The 17,490-nt window shown below is 32.5% G+C and carries 20 protein-coding genes and 5 tRNA genes; 2 read left to right on the forward strand and 23 right to left on the reverse strand.

Annotated elements, in window-relative coordinates; genetic code table 11:
• Positions 1 to 81 precede the first annotated feature (81 nt).
• From rplL to FNB79_RS00550, 21 genes are all read right to left on the reverse strand, one after another.
• On the reverse strand, positions 82 to 453 hold the full coding sequence (gene rplL / locus FNB79_RS00450; protein WP_143379430.1) for a 50S ribosomal protein L7/L12: 372 nt from the start codon (positions 451 to 453) through the stop codon (positions 82 to 84).
• Between the two features lie 63 nt (positions 454 to 516).
• Positions 517 to 1,038: a 50S ribosomal protein L10 gene (gene rplJ, locus FNB79_RS00455; protein WP_143379431.1), complete on the reverse strand. Its 522-nt coding sequence runs from the start codon at positions 1,036 to 1,038 to the stop codon at positions 517 to 519.
• A gap of 19 nt (positions 1,039 to 1,057) precedes the next feature.
• Positions 1,058 to 1,747: a 50S ribosomal protein L1 gene (gene rplA / locus FNB79_RS00460; protein WP_143379432.1), complete on the reverse strand. Its 690-nt coding sequence runs from the start codon at positions 1,745 to 1,747 to the stop codon at positions 1,058 to 1,060.
• A 20-nt stretch (positions 1,748 to 1,767) separates the two neighbouring features.
• A complete protein-coding gene (rplK, locus tag FNB79_RS00465) occupies positions 1,768 to 2,205 on the reverse strand; it encodes a 50S ribosomal protein L11 (protein ID WP_057778301.1) in 438 nt (145 codons plus the stop codon).
• A gap of 77 nt (positions 2,206 to 2,282) precedes the next feature.
• Positions 2,283 to 2,837 carry a transcription termination/antitermination protein NusG gene (gene nusG, locus FNB79_RS00470; protein WP_143379433.1) on the reverse strand — a complete coding sequence of 185 codons (555 nt, stop codon included), beginning with the start codon at positions 2,835 to 2,837 and terminating at the stop codon, positions 2,283 to 2,285.
• An 11-nt stretch (positions 2,838 to 2,848) separates the two neighbouring features.
• On the reverse strand, positions 2,849 to 3,043 hold the full coding sequence (secE, locus tag FNB79_RS00475) for a preprotein translocase subunit SecE (protein ID WP_057778298.1): 195 nt from the start codon (positions 3,041 to 3,043) through the stop codon (positions 2,849 to 2,851).
• Positions 3,044 to 3,064: 21 nt separating this feature from the next.
• A tRNA-Trp gene (locus tag FNB79_RS00480) sits at positions 3,065 to 3,137 on the reverse strand.
• A gap of 60 nt (positions 3,138 to 3,197) precedes the next feature.
• On the reverse strand, positions 3,198 to 4,385 hold the full coding sequence (gene tuf, locus FNB79_RS00485; RefSeq protein WP_143379434.1) for an elongation factor Tu: 1,188 nt from the start codon (positions 4,383 to 4,385) through the stop codon (positions 3,198 to 3,200).
• Positions 4,386 to 4,449: 64 nt separating this feature from the next.
• Positions 4,450 to 4,521, reverse strand: a tRNA-Thr gene (locus FNB79_RS00490).
• 9 nt (positions 4,522 to 4,530) lie between these two features.
• Positions 4,531 to 4,603, reverse strand: a tRNA-Gly gene (locus tag FNB79_RS00495).
• 66 nt (positions 4,604 to 4,669) lie between these two features.
• Positions 4,670 to 4,751: transfer RNA gene (locus tag FNB79_RS00500), tRNA-Tyr, on the reverse strand.
• 33 nt (positions 4,752 to 4,784) lie between these two features.
• Positions 4,785 to 4,858, reverse strand: a tRNA-Thr gene (locus FNB79_RS00505).
• Between the two features lie 102 nt (positions 4,859 to 4,960).
• Positions 4,961 to 5,263: a ribosome hibernation-promoting factor, HPF/YfiA family gene (hpf, locus tag FNB79_RS00510; protein WP_143379435.1), complete on the reverse strand. Its 303-nt coding sequence runs from the start codon at positions 5,261 to 5,263 to the stop codon at positions 4,961 to 4,963.
• A gap of 39 nt (positions 5,264 to 5,302) precedes the next feature.
• Complete coding sequence (locus FNB79_RS00515; protein ID WP_143379436.1) at positions 5,303 to 6,193, reverse strand: tyrosine-type recombinase/integrase; 891 nt, start codon at positions 6,191 to 6,193, stop codon at positions 5,303 to 5,305.
• Positions 6,194 to 6,311: 118 nt separating this feature from the next.
• Positions 6,312 to 6,506: a 30S ribosomal protein S21 gene (rpsU, locus tag FNB79_RS00520; protein WP_143379437.1), complete on the reverse strand. Its 195-nt coding sequence runs from the start codon at positions 6,504 to 6,506 to the stop codon at positions 6,312 to 6,314.
• 95 nt (positions 6,507 to 6,601) lie between these two features.
• The gene (locus tag FNB79_RS00525) at positions 6,602 to 8,023 is read right to left on the reverse strand and encodes a carboxypeptidase-like regulatory domain-containing protein (protein ID WP_143379438.1); all 1,422 of its coding nucleotides are present in this window, start codon (positions 8,021 to 8,023) and stop codon (positions 6,602 to 6,604) included.
• Between the two features lie 79 nt (positions 8,024 to 8,102).
• Positions 8,103 to 9,269, reverse strand: coding sequence for an acyl-CoA dehydrogenase family protein (locus tag FNB79_RS00530; protein WP_143379439.1), 1,167 nt, complete (start codon positions 9,267 to 9,269; stop codon positions 8,103 to 8,105).
• A gap of 43 nt (positions 9,270 to 9,312) precedes the next feature.
• On the reverse strand, positions 9,313 to 10,167 hold the full coding sequence (locus FNB79_RS00535) for a ComEA family DNA-binding protein (RefSeq protein WP_246073306.1): 855 nt from the start codon (positions 10,165 to 10,167) through the stop codon (positions 9,313 to 9,315).
• 34 nt (positions 10,168 to 10,201) lie between these two features.
• On the reverse strand, positions 10,202 to 11,824 hold the full coding sequence (locus FNB79_RS00540) for an alanine/glycine:cation symporter family protein (protein WP_143379441.1): 1,623 nt from the start codon (positions 11,822 to 11,824) through the stop codon (positions 10,202 to 10,204).
• A gap of 110 nt (positions 11,825 to 11,934) precedes the next feature.
• Positions 11,935 to 12,162, reverse strand: coding sequence for a PspC domain-containing protein (locus FNB79_RS00545; RefSeq protein ID WP_143379442.1), 228 nt, complete (start codon positions 12,160 to 12,162; stop codon positions 11,935 to 11,937).
• Between the two features lie 12 nt (positions 12,163 to 12,174).
• Positions 12,175 to 13,449: a DUF2851 family protein gene (locus FNB79_RS00550; RefSeq protein ID WP_143379443.1), complete on the reverse strand. Its 1,275-nt coding sequence runs from the start codon at positions 13,447 to 13,449 to the stop codon at positions 12,175 to 12,177.
• 95 nt (positions 13,450 to 13,544) lie between these two features.
• Here FNB79_RS00550 and FNB79_RS00555 point away from each other — a divergent pair, with 95 nt between their 5' ends.
• Complete coding sequence (locus FNB79_RS00555) at positions 13,545 to 13,940, forward strand: DUF2721 domain-containing protein (protein ID WP_143379444.1); 396 nt, start codon at positions 13,545 to 13,547, stop codon at positions 13,938 to 13,940.
• 176 nt (positions 13,941 to 14,116) lie between these two features.
• On the opposite strand, the gene FNB79_RS00560 is transcribed toward FNB79_RS00555, so the two are convergent.
• Complete coding sequence (locus FNB79_RS00560) at positions 14,117 to 15,352, reverse strand: ABC transporter permease (RefSeq protein ID WP_143382525.1); 1,236 nt, start codon at positions 15,350 to 15,352, stop codon at positions 14,117 to 14,119.
• Positions 15,353 to 15,361: 9 nt separating this feature from the next.
• Here FNB79_RS00560 and FNB79_RS00565 point away from each other — a divergent pair, with 9 nt between their 5' ends.
• Positions 15,362 to 16,585, forward strand: coding sequence for an exo-beta-N-acetylmuramidase NamZ family protein (locus FNB79_RS00565; RefSeq protein ID WP_143379445.1), 1,224 nt, complete (start codon positions 15,362 to 15,364; stop codon positions 16,583 to 16,585).
• A 12-nt stretch (positions 16,586 to 16,597) separates the two neighbouring features.
• On the opposite strand, the gene FNB79_RS00570 is transcribed toward FNB79_RS00565, so the two are convergent.
• Positions 16,598 to 17,488 carry a hypothetical protein gene (locus FNB79_RS00570; RefSeq protein ID WP_143379446.1) on the reverse strand — a complete coding sequence of 297 codons (891 nt, stop codon included), beginning with the start codon at positions 17,486 to 17,488 and terminating at the stop codon, positions 16,598 to 16,600.
• Between the last annotated feature and the right edge of the window lie 2 nt (positions 17,489 to 17,490).

The raw sequence follows: 17,490 nt of genomic DNA on the forward strand, positions 1-17,490 counted from the left end.
CTAAGTATTATATACGCAAAATGGTTTAGGCCTTAGAGTAACACTCTAGACCTAAACCTTTATGTTGTTTGGTAAGTAAGCTTACTTAAGCTCAACCTCAGCTCCTGCCTCTTCTAATGATGCTTTTAAAGCTTCTGCTTCGTCTTTAGAAATACCTTCTTTGATTGGGCTTGGTGCTTCATCAACTAAACCTTTAGCTTCTTTTAAACCTAATCCAGTTAATTCTTTAACTAACTTTACAACAGCTAATTTAGAACCACCAGCGGCTTTAAGAATAACATCAAATTCAGTTTTTTCTTCAGCAGCCTCACCTGCAGCAGGTCCAGCAGCTACAGCTACAGCAGCAGCAGCAGGCTCAATACCATACTCATCTTTTAATATAGTTGCTAATTCATTAACTTCTTTTACTGTTAAGTTAACTAATTGTTCTGCGAAATCTTTTAAATCTGCCATTTTCTATCGTTTTAATAAATTTTTAATGTAATATATTTGTGTAATAATGCGTACTATGTAATATTATCCCTCTTTTTGAGATAACGTTTTTAAGATACCTGTAAGTTTCCCTCCACTTGATTGAAGTGCAGATACAACATTCTTAGCAGGCGATTGTAATAATCCAATGATATCTCCAATTAACTCTTCACGAGATTTGATATCTACTAAGGCATCTAATTGATCGTCACCAATGTAAACTGCTTCTTCTATAAAAGCACCTTTTAATAAAGGTTTATCAGATTTTTTTCTGAATGCTTTTATAACTTTAGCAGGAGCATTTCCAGTTTCAGAATACATTACTGAAGTATTACCTTTTAAAACAGATGCTAAGTCTCCAAACTCTTTATCTGAAGCTTCCATTGCTTTTTCAAGTAATGTGTTTTTTACAATTGCTAATTTAATATTAGCTTTAAAACAAGCGCGACGTAAGTCTGATGTAGTCACTGCATTTAAACCTGAAATATCTGCTAAATAAATATTTGCATTATTGGCTAATTGTGCAGTTAGATCTTCAATTACTTGTGATTTTTCTTCTCTTGTCATAATAAAAGTTTTTAACTAATTAACCAATTTTAGGCTCAACAGCTATACTAGGACTCATTGTAGAAGACATAAAAATACTTTTTACGTAAGTTCCTTTTGCCGCAGTTGGCTTTAATTTTATTAATGTTTGTAATAATTCGTTTGCGTTACCTGCAATTTGATCAGGACTAAAAGATGCTTTACCAATAGCAGCGTGAACAATACCAGTTTTATCAACTTTAAAGTCAATTTTACCAGCTTTTACTTCAGTTACTGCTTTTGCAACATCCATAGTTACTGTACCAGTTTTTGGGTTTGGCATTAAACCTCTAGGTCCTAATATACGTCCTAATGGTCCTAATTTCCCCATTACACTTGGCATAGTTATAATTACATCTACGTCTGTCCATCCACTCTTGATTTTATCAAGATATTCATCTAAACCTACGTAATCTGCTCCAGCTTCTTTAGCTTCTGCTTCTTTGTCTGGAGTTACTAATGCTAAAACTTTTACGTCTTTACCAGTTCCATGAGGAAGAGATACTACACCTCTAACCATTTGGTTCGCTTTTCTAGGATCTACTCCTAAACGAACTGCAATATCAACAGACGCATCAAATTTTGCGTTTGTTATTTCTTTTACTAATGAAGATGCTTCATTAATAGAATAAAGTTTTCCTTTTTCTATTTTTGCTAAAGCTTCTTTTTGCTTTTTTGTTAATCTTGCCATTTTAAATGTCTTTTTCTAGATTAATTTGGCGCGTTTCCAGTCACGGTTATACCCATAGACCTTGCGGTACCTGCGATCATTTTCATAGCTGATTCAATTGTAAATGCATTTAAATCTTGCATTTTATCTTCAGCGATAGTTTTAATTTGATCCCAAGAAACTTTAGCTACTTTTTTTCGGTTTGGCTCACCAGAACCCTTTTTTAACTTAGCTGCTTCTAATAATTGTACTGCAGCTGGTGGTGTCTTAATTACAAAATCAAATGATTTGTCTTTGTAAACAGAAATCACAACCGGTAATACTTTACCTTGTTTGTCTTGCGTTCTAGCATTGAATTGCTTACAGAACTCCATGATGTTTACACCTGCAGCTCCTAAAGCGGGTCCAACCGGTGGCGACGGATTCGCTGCACCTCCCCGAACTTGTAACTTAACTACTTTACCTAATTCTTTTGCCATTTTTAATAATTTAATTTTGATGTGGATCTACTGTTGGAAGCGGTATAACACATCTTTGTATACTTGTAACAGTTTTTTTATACTTTCTCTACTTGCATGTAGTTTAACTCTAATGGTGTTTTTCTTCCAAAAATCTTTACCATTACTTCAAGCTTACGCTTTTCTTCGTTAATCTTTTCAATTGTACCATCAAATCCATTAAATGGACCGTCAATTACTTTAACAGTTTCTCCAATTTCGTAAGGTATAGCAACTGTAGTTTCTGTATCTACAGTAAGTTCATCAACCTTACCTAACATTCTGTTTACTTCAGATTGTCTTAATGGTACTGGATCACCTCCTTTAGTTTCACCTAAAAAACCAATAACGTTAGTTACAGATCTTATAATATGAGGTACTTCTCCAGTTAAATTAGCTTGAACCATAATGTAACCAGGAAAATACACTTTTTCTTTTTGTATTTTTTTTCCGTTACGAATTTGTATTACTTTTTCTGTTGGAACAAGTACTTGATCTACATAATCTTGCATTCCTAAACGAGAAATCTCACTTTCTATATAGGCTTTAATTTTATTCTCTTGACCACTTACAGCTCTTACAACATACCACTTTTTAGCATTTGTTTCAGACATAAAAAATATTTTTAGTTGATTAAATGAAAGTAATACGAAATTGCCTTGCTGAATACTGTATCTACTCCCCATATTGCTAAAGAGAACACTGTAGAAAATACAGCAACCAAAATAGTTAAGCTTTGTGCTTCTGCCATAGTAGGCCAAGTTACATTATGCTTTAACTCTTCGAATGATTCTTTTACGTAATTTACAAATCCAGCCATTATTTTTCAAAACTTTATTAGCACGGGCGGAGAGACTCGAACTCACGACACCTGGTTTTGGAGACCAGTGCTCTACCAACTGAGCTACGCCCGTATAAAAGTCAAGGTATTTCAGAATTGAAACACCTTAACCTTATATTGTATTAAACTTTATTTAGTCTAAAATTTCAGTTACTTGTCCTGCACCTACAGTTCTACCTCCTTCACGGATAGCGAAACGTAATCCAACATTCATTGCGATTGGTTGGTGTAAGTCTACAGTAATAGTTAAGTTATCTCCTGGCATTACCATTTCAACTCCTTCAGGTAAGTTAATAGTTCCTGTTACATCAGTTGTACGTACGTAGAACTGTGGACGGTAGTTGTTATGGAATGGAGTGTGACGTCCACCTTCTTCTTTCTTAAGGATATAAACCTCAGCTTTGAATTTAGCGTGTGGAGTTACAGATCCTGGCTTAGTAATAACCATTCCTCTTTTAATATCTTCTTTAGCAATACCTCTTAATAAGATACCTGCGTTATCTCCAGCCTCACCTCTATCAAGGATTTGACGGAACATTTCAATACCTGTAATAGTAGAAGTTAACTTTTCAGCACCCATACCAATAATTTCAACAGGATCTCCAGTTTTCGCTACACCAGTTTCGATACGTCCAGTTGCTACTGTACCACGTCCTGTAATAGAGAATACGTCTTCGATAGGCATTAAGAAATCTTTATCTACTTCTCTTAAAGGTTCTTTAATCCAAGTATCACAAGCTTCCATTAATTCAAGAATCTTTTCAGACCATTTTGGCTCACCGTTTAATCCACCTAATGCAGATCCAGCAATTACAGGTCCATTATCACCATCATAGTCATAGAAAGAAAGTAAATCTCTAACTTCCATTTCAACTAATTCTAATAATTCTTCATCATCAACTAAATCCACTTTATTCATGAAAACAACGATAGATGGAATACCTACTTGTTTCCCTAATAAGATGTGCTCTCTAGTTTGAGGCATTGGTCCATCAGTAGCAGCAACCACTAAAATTGCACCGTCCATTTGAGCAGCACCAGTTACCATGTTCTTTACGTAATCCGCGTGACCTGGACAGTCAACGTGAGCGTAGTGACGGTTAGCTGTTTGATACTCTACGTGAGATGTATTAATTGTAATACCTCTTTCTTTTTCTTCTGGAGCGTTATCAATCTGATCGAAGTTTTTTACTTCTGAAAGTCCTGCAGCAGCTAGTACAGTAGTAATAGCAGCAGTTAATGTTGTTTTACCGTGATCTACGTGTCCAATTGTACCTATATTTAAGTGTGGTTTGGAACGATCAAAAGTTGCCTTTGCCATGTTTTAAAAATTTAATCTTAGTTATATAATAATATTAGTGTATTCCTTTTCATGTTCTTAATAGAGCCAATGACGGGAATTGAACCCGTGACCTCTTCCTTACCAAGGAAACGCTCTACCCCTGAGCTACACCGGCTTAAAATTGAGCGAGAGACCGGGTTCGAACCGGCGACATTCAGCTTGGAAGGCTGACGCTCTACCAACTGAGCTACTCTCGCATTATTTTAATTCCTTGTATTTATAATTACCAGCATTTTTACAATTTTACAACCGTAAAAATAATGTGGGGAGAGCAGGATTCGAACCTGCGAAGACGTAGTCAGCAGATTTACAGTCTGCCCTCGTTGGCCGCTTGAGTATCTCCCCAATTATAAATTTTTCACTCTTTAAAAGAACTTGAGCCGATGGAGGGACTCGAACCCACGACCTGCTGATTACAAATCAGCTGCTCTAGCCAGCTGAGCTACATCGGCTTTTTGCACTTTTTTCTTTCACAAAAAAAGTCCGCTATTTCTAACGGACTGCAAATGTATATATTTATTCTTTTATTCAAAACATTTTTTCAAATATTTTTTCTATAAATATGATTTTAATTTTTCTTTACGCTTTTTTAACTGTCGTTCTAAGGACGAAGCGGCACAATCTGCACCTTCTTCAAAAGACTTACATTGTTTTTTAACTACAAAGCTATCTCCTGGAACACTTACTCTGGCTTCGAATATTTTATTTTCTTTATCGCTAGTATTCTCTACTTTTAAATAAACATCGGAACTTATTACCTTATCGTAAAATTGGTCTAATTTATCCATTCGTTTTTGAATAAAATCTATCAATTTCTTGTCTGCGTTAAAATTAACTGATTGAATGTTTACTTTCATACTTATTACATTTAATATTAAACAATAGGTCTTTTCGTACTAATTTTTATTCCTAGGATGTGCATTTAAATACACTTTTTTTAATTCTGCAATGCTATTATGCGTATACACTTGAGTTGACGCGAGACTAGAATGCCCTAGAAGTTCTTTTACGGCATTCAAATCTGCACCTTGATTGAGTAAATGAGTTGCAAATGAATGCCTTAGTATATGCGGGCTCTTTTTTACTTTGGTAGATGCTAAACTAAAATAGTTATTTATTATTCTGTAAACAAGTGTTTCATAAATTTTAACGCCTTTTTTAGTTAAAAACATATATGAAGAATCTTGACCATTAGCAACACCCTTTCTAACATCCAAATAGAGTGAAATAACCTTTATTACAGACGGTAGTAAAGGCACTAAACGTTCTTTATTACGCTTACCTAATACTTTTAAAGTTTTATTAGATAAATTAAAATCTTCTAACTTAAGTTGTACTAGCTCTATACGTCTAATTCCTGTTGAATAAAACAGTTCTATAATTAATCTGTTACGTAAGCCTTCAAAATCTTCGTGATGTGGAAAATCGTCTAAAACAGTTTTCATTTCTTTTTCCGAAAATGGAACTTGAATGCTTTGCTTTACCTTCAAAGCTTTATGTTTAGCCAAAGGATTAGTTTGTATATCGCCAACCTTCAATAAAAATTTATAATACGTATTTAATGCCGATACTTTTCTATTTACACTACGGTTGGATAACCCACTTTCTACAAGACCTACAATCCAACGTCTGATTTGTGAATAGTTTAATTCTTGTAAGGAATCTTGATTGTATTCTGTTTTTATAAAGTTTAAGCAATCTTGTAAATCTTTCTTGTAGGCATGTACTGTTAAAGCAGAATAATTTTTCTCTAAAAGAAGGTAATCTAAAAACGGCATAAAACTCATAAGCTTATTCTTGTATTATTGCTAATATAAAAAGATTATAATGAGAAGTTGTTAAAAAAAGAGCAAAAAAAATCCTGCTATTGCAGGATTTTTATCTATAAAATAAAATATACATTAATTAGATTTGTTCTTGATCTCTTAATTTCTGTACATATTGTGCTTTTTGAATAAGCGCTCTATTCGTTACTGAAGGTTTTAAAAACTCTTTACGCGATTGTAATTGACGACGTGTTCCAGTCTTATCAAACTTTCGCTTGTAACGCTTTAACGCTCTATCTATATTTTCTCCTTCTTTAATTGGTATTATTAACATAGTCCTTAACCTCCTCTCTTTTAGCATTCGGGCTGCAAAATTAAACATTAATTTAAATTATGCAATTAAAAAAATAAAATATTTAAAAGGTTAAATTAGTCTTTAAATAATGAGGACCGTTTAGTTAAATCTTGGATAAGTTTTTCATCTTCTTCACTTTCTAGTAAAGTATTATAATTATTCCAAAAATCTTTATTGTAAGGTTTAATTGCAAATATATTAGAATCCCAATCATTTTTCAGTTTAGTATCTATTGCCTCAGGATCTAAAATTACTTCTGTAAATAAAATTTCTTGTATAGTTTTATAGAATCTTTCATCCTTAGCGCGTTGCTCTGCTTCCGGATCGTCTGTTTTAGGCACTTTTGCTCCTACGTTTACGAGCTTAGGTGTTTCATAAGACACATAATTAACATACATTTTTGAGTCGTACTCCATATATGTTATCTCAAGCTTGTGGTTAACTTGTGTATCAAATAATATTTTACTTCTATTTTTTTGGGCTTCTGAGGATGCTATTAATTCGTATTCTATTTTTTTAACAGCATAAGTATCCCAATAGACATATAACCATCCATTAGCAACGTAGCCATCATTAAATATACCCGGTGTTTCAAGATTAATATAATCTTCACCTTCTAGTATTTTAATTTTATATATTTTTCGTTCATTATCTACCAAAACGGTATCTAACTTAAATTGATGATAATCTAAAACATGTTTACCAAATAGTGCACGTTCTGATTTTGTATTTCTAAGTAAATTCAATTTCCCTTCAAAGAGATTTTCTAGTCCGTTAGTACGTGTATCATTCCATTTTATAGCCTTAACTAAAGCAGCTGTTTTAATAGTATCTCGCTTTAAATTTTTAGCTCGCAAATTCTTATTTCCGTGTTGTTTTAAATATGCTGTATAAGCTAATAAACTATCTACATCGCGTAAGTCGTAACTTTTACGCATTTCGTCTACATTAATTTTTAAGTTTTTATAGGCTGGAGATTGGGCACTAGAATCGTAAAGGGTGATAGCACTTTCTATAAGCCACTTAAACTCTTTTTTGTTTTGTTCTTTATGGCGAAGAAACCCTTTTTCTAAAAATGGCAGCTCTGGTAAATTATCGGGAAGCTTACTAATCATTTTTAACACAATATCGTTTCCTGTTTTAGGGCGCGGTTCGCCAACAAGTAAAACTTCATCTAGAGACGCTATATCTTCTTCTAAAAAAATCTCTTCGGTATTATTAAACTCTTTAACAGGAATTTTATAGCTTTTGTAACCTATAGACGATATTACTAAAGTGTCGTTTTGCATTGCATTGGGCACAAGCAGAACAAATTTTCCATCGGCATTACTAATTGTTCCTGTTGTAGTATTCTGCACATAAATACTTGCACTTTCAATAGGAATCATGGTCGAGAAATCGACAATCTTATTTTTTAGTTCTGTTTGAGCATATACAGTTCCAAAAAACAGACAAACTAAAATGGTTAAACTATATGTTTTGTTAATGAAATTCATATTCTAAACTTTATAATTTAACCATTAATATATTAATTTATTATTGACACTACGTTTTTTAAACCCATATTTATAAGGTTTAAGTTGCAGGCTTATAATCTTTTTTATCTAAAACCATTTTTGAAATAATTTCTTTTAGGATTTCTGATGTTCCTCCTCCAATTGGTCCTAAGCGGCTATCGCGTAACAATCGTGCTAACGGATAATCTTCCATATACCCATAGCCTCCTAAAAACTGAAGACATTGATAAATCACTTCATCGGCCATTTTAGTGGATTTTAGTTTAGAGATTGTGGCTTCTTTTACAACATATTCTCCTCTGTTTAATCGGTAAGTTACTGCATAATTAAAGGTTTTACAAATAGTCATATCTGAGTATAAATCTGCAAAACTATGGCGTAGTGCTTGAAATTTATCTATAGACTTACCAAACGCAGTACGTTCACTCATGTATTGTTGTGCATATTCTAAAGCATATTCTGCTCTTGCATGTGCATTAACTCCCATAATTAAACGTTCTAAAGCAAAGTGCTGCATAATATATGGAAACCCTTTACCTTCTTCTCCCATTAAATTAGAGGCTGGTATAACAACATTATCAAAAGCAATCTCGGCTGTATCTGATGCTCTCCATCCTAATTTATTTAATTTAGTAGCAGAAATTCCAGGGGTATTTCTATCGACCACAAAAATACTAATTGATTTATGTGCTTCGTTTTGACTTGTTTTTGCAGATACTACCAAATAGTCACTATACACTCCATTGGTAATAAATGTTTTTGATCCGTTTAAAATGTAAGTATCTCCATCTTTTACAGCTGTAGTTCGCATAGCGGCAACATCACTCCCCGCAGAAGGTTCGCTAATACACAAACATCCTATTTTATCTCCCGCTATACTAGGTGCCAAATAGGTTTGTTTTATAGCTTCATCGCCCTCTTTTTCAAGATGAGTCATTGCTAAATAAGCATGTGCCCACATGGCAGCGGCAAAACCACATGAATTTATTTTTTGTAATTCTTCTAAGAAAATTATGGTATAAAACAGATCTAAATTTAATCCGCCATAGGCTTCAGGATAATTAATACCGAAGTAGCCCATATCTCCGAATTTTTTCCAAATAAAACGTTCTATAGTACCTGTTTCTTCCCATTTATCAATATATGGAACAACTTCTTTTTTTAAGAAATCTTGAAGACTTTTTCTAAACAGCTCATGTTCTTCGGTGAAGTACATTGTATTCATATAACTAAATTATGTTTTAATCCTAATCAAGTAGAATACAGGATTAATTGATCGCCAAATATAGTTTAATTATATCTAATTTCTGAAGCGGAAAACCTTTAACTTTCAATAATTCATCCAAATCTCGATACCCTTCATGCAGTGTACGGTATTCTAAAATAGCTTTAGCTAACGGATAATCAATATGTTGTACTTTAACCAAATCGTCTGTATTGGCTGTATTTAAATTTAGTTTCACAACTGCTCTTGGCGTTTTTACAGTAAATTTTTCCTTAATAGCTTCAATCACATCTGGAGTTAACCCATAAACATCTTGTAATTGTATATCAGAAATAAATCCGCCATTAAAAGAATCTCTAAACCGCACAATACGTAAAGACAACTTTTCTCCTACTCCATACACCGACTGTAATTGGGCTGCTGTAGCTTTGTTTAAATCTAATTTTTGACTAAAGGTAAGTTTTCGGTTTGAATATTGTGTCCTAGGTTTTAAGGCTTTAGATTTCTGATTAATCCAATCTGGAAATTTAAAATAAGGAGCAATAACTTGTAGTAAGGAGTCTGACACACCAGTAACTTTTTGAAAATCTGCTGTAGAATTAATCCATTTATTCTGAGCTCTAAATGCATGAAGTCTATCTATTTCTTCATTACTCATTCCAAGAGTATACCCTTTAAAGTCGGTTATATAATTAGGATTAAAAGGCAGTATTTGAGGTGTTGTATCTTTTAACTCTATGTTTTTTAAAGAATCTATTTCTTTTTGAAAAACCTTTAAGGAGTCTGGAGATAGTGTGTCTTTTACTTCAAATGGATTCCAGAACCAATAGATGCATTGTAGAGAAACCATTATAAATAGTAATAAAAAAATCCCATATCGCTGCTGTTTTGTAAACATGATATGGGATTTAAATTGTTTCATTTATAATATATTACATATGCTCTGTAAAATCTGTTGCTCCTTCTTCTATAGCTTCGTCTTTTTTAGAAATGGCGTTCATATACTTGTTTAATTCTCGTTTAACGACTGGAGTTAATAAAACAACACCAATAATATTTGGAACTACCATTGCAAAAATCATAGCATCAGAGAAATCTATAACCGCTCCTAAACTAATTGAAGCCCCTACAACTACGAAAAATAAAAATAATACTTTATATACAATATCTGAAATTTTACCTTTTCCGAAAAGGTAAACCCATCCTTGCATACCGTAATAAGACCACGAAATCATGGTAGAGAATGCAAATAAAATTACTGCTATTGTTAGTACAATTGAAAAGTGAGGTATCACACTATCGAAAGCTGTAGCAGTTAATTCTACTCCTTCAGAAATTGGCACCCCGTATTCCATAAACTGACCATCAAAATTTGTAATGATAATAACTAGAGCTGTCATTGTACAAATCACAACCGTATCTACAAAAGGTTCTAATAGTGCTACTATACCTTCACTAGCAGGATAAATTGTACGTACAGCCGAGTGCGCAATTGCAGCAGAACCTACACCAGCTTCGTTAGAAAAAGCTCCACGACGCACACCTTGAATCATAACTCCTACTAAACCACCTGCAATACCTAAACCAGAAAATGCACCTTCAAAAATTAACATAAAAGCATCTCCAATATGAGTATAATTAGCACCTAAAATAATTAAAGAAGCAAGAACATAAATTCCAGCCATAAACGGTACTATTTTTTCGGTAACTGTAGCGATACGTTTAATACCCCCAATAATAACTACTGCTACAATAACAGCCATTACCAACCCAAAATATAGTCCACCGTTAGAGCCTTCAATACCTGCTAATTTAACAAACTGTGCAGCGGCTTGGTTTGCTTGAAACATATTACCACCACCAAAAGATCCTCCAATAACAAATATTGCAAAGATTACAGCTAATACTTTTCCTAAACCTCCAAAGCCTTTTTCATTAAGTCCTTTTTTAAGATAATACATTGGGCCTCCGTAAACGGTTCCATCTTCTCCAACATCTCTATATTTAACACCTAAAGTACATTCTGCAAATTTAGATGCCATTCCTAAAAATCCTGCGATAATCATCCAGAATGTTGCTCCTGGTCCTCCAATAGATAATGCGACAGCCACACCTGCAATATTTCCTAAACCTACAGTAGCAGACAAAGCCGCTGTTAAAGCCTGAAAGTGAGACACTTCTCCATCAGCACTATCATCTCTTAATGTTTCAATAATATTTTCGTCATCGTTTGGTGTAGAATCACCATACAATGTATCTGCTCCATGCTTTTCTATATCGTGGTATTTATCTTGAACCACATCTATTGCAATTCTAAACCCTGTAAAATTTATAAATTTAAAATAAAATGTAAAATACAGCGCTCCACCAATTAACACTATTAAAACCCAAGGCAATTGAAACGTATCTGTAAATGGAATTTCATAAAAAATCGCATCTACAAACCATCCTGTGTATTGTTTAAAGACCACATCGATCTTTTCTGATGTTGTTTGTTGTGCGAAAGTTAAAATAGGTAATAATAAGGTAGAAATTGATAGAAGATACTTCTTCATAATTGTTTTTTGTTAGTTAATATTTTGGGGAGGGAGCCCCATTAAGTGACACAAGTTGCTAAAAAAAATTATTTTAAAAAAATTTTTTACTTAAAGAAAGTAATTCCACTTTAAAGATCAAATACCGATGTACGTTTGGTGTACAACATATCTTTTATTCGAATCCAAAAAGCTAAAAACAAATATAAAGCAAAACCAAAGCCTACTGTAACAAACGTTAGATAAATAAAAGACGTTCTTACCACTTTAGCTCTTAACCCTATGCGATCTGCGATACGCTGACACACATAAAAACCACGTTTCTGAAAGTAATGTAAAATCTTATAAAAAAATTTCATGTTGCAATATAGCTAAAATCGGTTTAAAATTGTATTTCCAATAGCACATTGCAAGCATTTTTTCTTATCGCAATATTCATTTTTCAATTGAAGGAGTCCTTGTGTTTGCAAAGCAGAACTTGTAATGGGTTTTAAAGTGTTATACTTTTTAATTATAGAATTACTTTCGGCTGCTACTTCATTTATTAAACCAATTATAGTTTCAGTATTTAGCTGTCCTAAAATTTTAGAATAACTAAATTTAACAGGTATAATTGTATTTATAATTAGTAAATCTATAAATTTATTAGAAGTTGATTTATTTATAGAATTTGAAGATTTCTGAAAAGTATAATGAGTTTCCCAATATGGAGAAGTAGAAACAGAAAATAGATTATATAATTCCTGTTTAGTTTTAGCTTCTATAATTTTTGAAAATAAATTTTGGTTTTTAGCATACACTTGTGCCAATTGTGATAAACGTATTGTAGGGAAATTGGGCGGACGCAACCTAAAAAATTGCAAAGGCATCACAGAAGTTTGTGATAAATTAAATTTCTGCTTTAAAAATTGATAGTCTTGTTGAAGTGATTTATAATATTCATCTTCTATCTCGGTTTCTAACAAACCACTTTGCCCAAAAAATAAAGCTTCTAAAGCCTGTGCTTTACTTTGTGTTTTTCTAATAATTCCAAAATTAATAGAGTTAGCCAAACTAAAGAAGGATTCACCATTCACTTTTAAACCAAAATTCTTAGCCAATAATTTAAAGAGTACCGCTTCCCAATCGTTCATAGATGCAGATAAAAGTGTTTCTATCTGACTCGATTTTCGTTCTAACCGTTCAAAAAACAGACGTTCTAACCAATTTTGAAGTATAAAATCGTCTACCGATACAAAATCCGATTCACAATTAATCCATTTCTGTGCTTTATAAAATAATTGATAATAGCCCTCTAAAGCAGATTTAGAAACCACATCTTTTAAAACTAATGTTGGAATTGCAGAATTATCCTTTCTAAAAATATCTACATCATGTTCCCAAACTACATGAAGAATAACATTATCGTAAGCAGGATCTATTTCGTGATGATGCACATACCAATCTGAAGACTTGATATGAATTTCTACATTACCAGCCCATAACTGATCTTCTATTTTAAGTTGCGCATTAAAAAAATCTGGACCAGAATTAAAGTTATGCTTCCCAACTTGAAGCAGTTGTATAGCCTCACCAAGAACCGTTTGTAACTTACTCGTATTAAACTTTTTATATTTCCACAAATAATGTAAAAAATCTTCCTGCATAGCTAAAGATAGAATTCCTTTGCAAAAACTCCAAATTTCTCATACTAATTATATTAAGACCGTTGAAGTTATTAAATTTGTAAAAAAACTTTAATATGAACGAATTAACGCTAACAACTCCTGCCCTTCTATTTTCAGCAATATCTTTAATTATGTTAGCTTATACTAATCGGTTTTTAGCTTATGCAGCTGTAGTAAGAGATTTACATGCTAAATATTTAGAGAAAAGAGACGAACGTTATATTGTACAAATAAAGAATATAAAAAAACGTCTTTATTTAACACGCTCTATGCAGATTGCAGGCATATCTAGCTTGCTATTTTGTGTTTTAACTATGTTTTTAATTTACATTAATCAGCAATACATAGCCGTTTGGATATTTGGAATAGCTTTAATTTTATTAATTGTGTCCTTAGGATTACTAATAATGGAAATACAAATTTCTGTAAAAGCATTAGAACACCATATTAGTGATATTGAGAATAGTTAGTTGAAAATTTGTAGATGTATTAATTTGAAACATAGAACTAGAAAAATCTCAAAAGCTTTCCCAAACTTTCTCTGATTAGAACCTTAACTAAATTCAGGCTGACGTAAGTTTAATGATTTAAGGAAACTAAAAACTTTTGAATCTTTGCTATTCTGGAATATGAAACTAAAAGAAACCTACTCGAAACGCATCGCTTTTACAGGTGAAATTTTAGTGATAATATAAGATGGCACCAAAAGCATTACCAAACACAACACAAATGTCCCTACATTAAGTGCAATAATATAATTAAGATTTATGTACACCGGAGCTTCGGTTACATAATAAATACTAGGATCTAAAGGAAAAAGTTTTAAATATTTCTGAGCGAATAATAAACCTAAACCTATCAGGTTTCCCCAGAATAAACCAAGCACAATTAAGTAAGACGCATTAAACAAAAAGAGTTTTCTAATACTCCAGTTATTACTACCTAAAGCTTTTAAGACGCCAATCATTTGGGTGCGTTCTAGAATAAGAACCAATAAAGCTGTAATCATATTAATACCTGCGACTAAAATCATGATCCCGATAATGGCATAGATATTATTATCGAAAATCTTAATCCACTCGAAAATAGAATAAAATTTATCGACTATAGTTTGTGTATTTAAAGTTGGCGGTGTGTTTTTATAGACTTCTGTTCCGATTTCCTGAACACGATCAAAATCATCTACAAAAACTTCAAAATTTCCTATTTGAGTGGCATCCCATTTATTTAATCGCTGAATGTGTCTAATGTCTCCAATTATATAAGACGCATCAAACTCTTGAAAGCCCGAATTATAAATCCCAACTATAGTATATGTAATTATACTTGGTGGTTTATTGGTATCGTCTTTAATAAAATAGGTATTGAATTTATCGCCTAATTTGAAACCCATTTTATTAGCAATAAACTGAGACATTAATACATCCTCATTTCTGTCTTTTGTATAATCGGGTAGTCGTCCTTCTATTAAAAAGTCTTTAAAATATTTCCAAGTAAAATCTTTACCAACACCTTTTAAAATAACACCTTCAAAGTCTGTTGCAGTTCTAATTACTCCAAATTTTGTTGCTACAGCTTGAATATGGTTAATACCATTTACACTAGTAAACTCTGGATAAAAATCTTGTTGGGTAGAAATTGGAACAACACTTTCTTGAGAATTGTTACTATCGAAATTAGAAATAATTACATGCCCATTAAAAGCAACTACTTTATCGCGAATCTTTTGCTGTAAGCCAATTCCGGTTGCAATGGCAATCATCATCACCACAATACCTATTGCAATTGCAGCAATTCCTATTTTTATTATTGGTGCCGAAACACTACTTTTATACGCTTTACTGCCTATTATGCGTTTAGCTAAAAAATATTCGTAATTCAAATTATTGGTATGCATTTAAATGTCCTCAAAAATACAGTTTTATTATCGGTTTTCATCATGATTTCTTTTGGTTGTCGTGCAATGTCTTTTACATCACATCTAAATTTAAAACATATCGTTCTAAAAAACGATAGCACTATTATTGTAGGAGCAAATAGAACCGAAACCTACCTTCCGCTCTTAGAAGGGAAAAAAATTGGTATAGTAGCCAATCAAACGTCCGTCATTTTTAGATCTGGTGGCCAATATACCCATTTGGTAGATTCACTTTTACAATTAGATGTTAATATAACTAAAGTATTTTCTCCTGAACACGGATTTCGTGGTACTGCAGATGCGGGAGAAGTTGTTAAAGATGGAATTGACACCAAAACAAAACTACCTATAGTTTCACTCTATGGTTCTAATAAGAAGCCAACAACAGAGCAATTAAAAAATACAGACCTTTTAATTTTTGACATTCAGGATGTAGGAGCTCGTTTTTATACTTACATCTCGACATTGCATTATGTTATGGAAGCGTGTGCTGAACAAAATATTCCGATTTTAATATTAGACCGACCAAACCCTAACGGGCGCTATATAGATGGTCCTATTTTAGAAATGGAACATAAAAGTTTTGTGGGTATGCATCCAATACCAATAGTTCATGGTATGACCATTGGTGAGTATGCACAAATGATAAATGGACAAAAATGGTTAAATAACGGCATACAATGTGAGGTTACTGTTATTAATATGGAACATTATTCTCACGATAAATTATACTACTTACCCATAAAACCATCTCCTAATTTGCCGAATGATCAGTCTATAAACTTATACCCTAGTTTATGCTTTTTTGAAGGTACAAATGTTAATGCTGGACGTGGTACAGATACTCAATTTCAAGTTTACGGTTCTCCTTTTTTAAAAAACCAGCCTTATAGCTATACACCTAAACCAAATGCAGGTGCTAAACACCCAAAACATGAAGGTAAACTTTGTTATGGAGTAGATTTAACTGAAGAGAAACAACTACAACAAATTAATTTGGCTTATATTATGAAAGCTTATCAAGCAACAGAAAACAAAGCTGAATTTTTTAATTCATTTTTCACGAAACTAGCTGGTTCTAAAAAACTTCAGAAACAAATTGAAGGTAATTTAAGTGTGACAGAAATTAAACAATCGTGGAAAACCGGATTAGATGCATATAAGAAAATGTGTAAACCATACCTATTGTATTTATAATACAATCCTATATTACTTAGTAGACATTAAACGCTGTATTTTTTTCTTGTCCCATAGTAAAACCTTTGGTTCCCAAATAGCAATATTATCTTGGTCTTGTAACATTGTATAAGATGCTAAGTATAAAAATGACCGCAAGTTAATATTAGCGTTTTCTGTTTCTATAGCTTTAATTTTATTAAGTTTTCTTAGCGCTTTTTTAGGATTGTATAACAGGATTAACTTTTGAATCTCTAGCAACTCTACCCTTTGATTTAGTGCAGATTTATTTTCTAAATCCTCTTTTTTTAAATATGAAATAGCTTCATCTAAATATAATGACGCTAAACCAACTAAATCTGGTCGTATTTCGGGTTTTTCAAAGAAAGCAAAATCCATATACTTTGCAGATAAATAAAACGAGGCATAAAACCCTTGTTGATTTTTATAATTCTGCAATTCTGATTTTAAAAAAGACATATCTATGCCATACTTATATATAAACAACGAGAGGTTTAGTAGGTAATTGTCTTGAGGTATATTTAAAATATTACCATTAGCATCCATTACTTTTAGCCCGTCATCATTAAAGGCATTAATATAATCATCAGATCTATTATGTGCTGTTTTTTCGTAAAGCCTAGAATAATTATTTTCACTAAGTATAACCGGAACAAAATACTCCCAAAATAAGCTATCTACTACAGGTTCAGAAAAAATATTCTCTAAATAAATATCTTGTTGGCCTCCATTATTTACAGTAGCAAAAACGCCTTTATAGTAAGCGTCTTCCCACACCGCAACTATTAGTTTGTTTTGAGTTAAAGCCAAACGTTGAGCTACTTCTAAATTAGTCATCCATTCTTGAGCCGAACTTATGCCGAACGAAAAACAAAATAATATAAAAATTAGAAACCGGTTCATCG

Source organism: Formosa sediminum (assembly GCF_007197735.1).
GTDB lineage: Bacteria > Bacteroidota > Bacteroidia > Flavobacteriales > Flavobacteriaceae > Formosa > Formosa sediminum.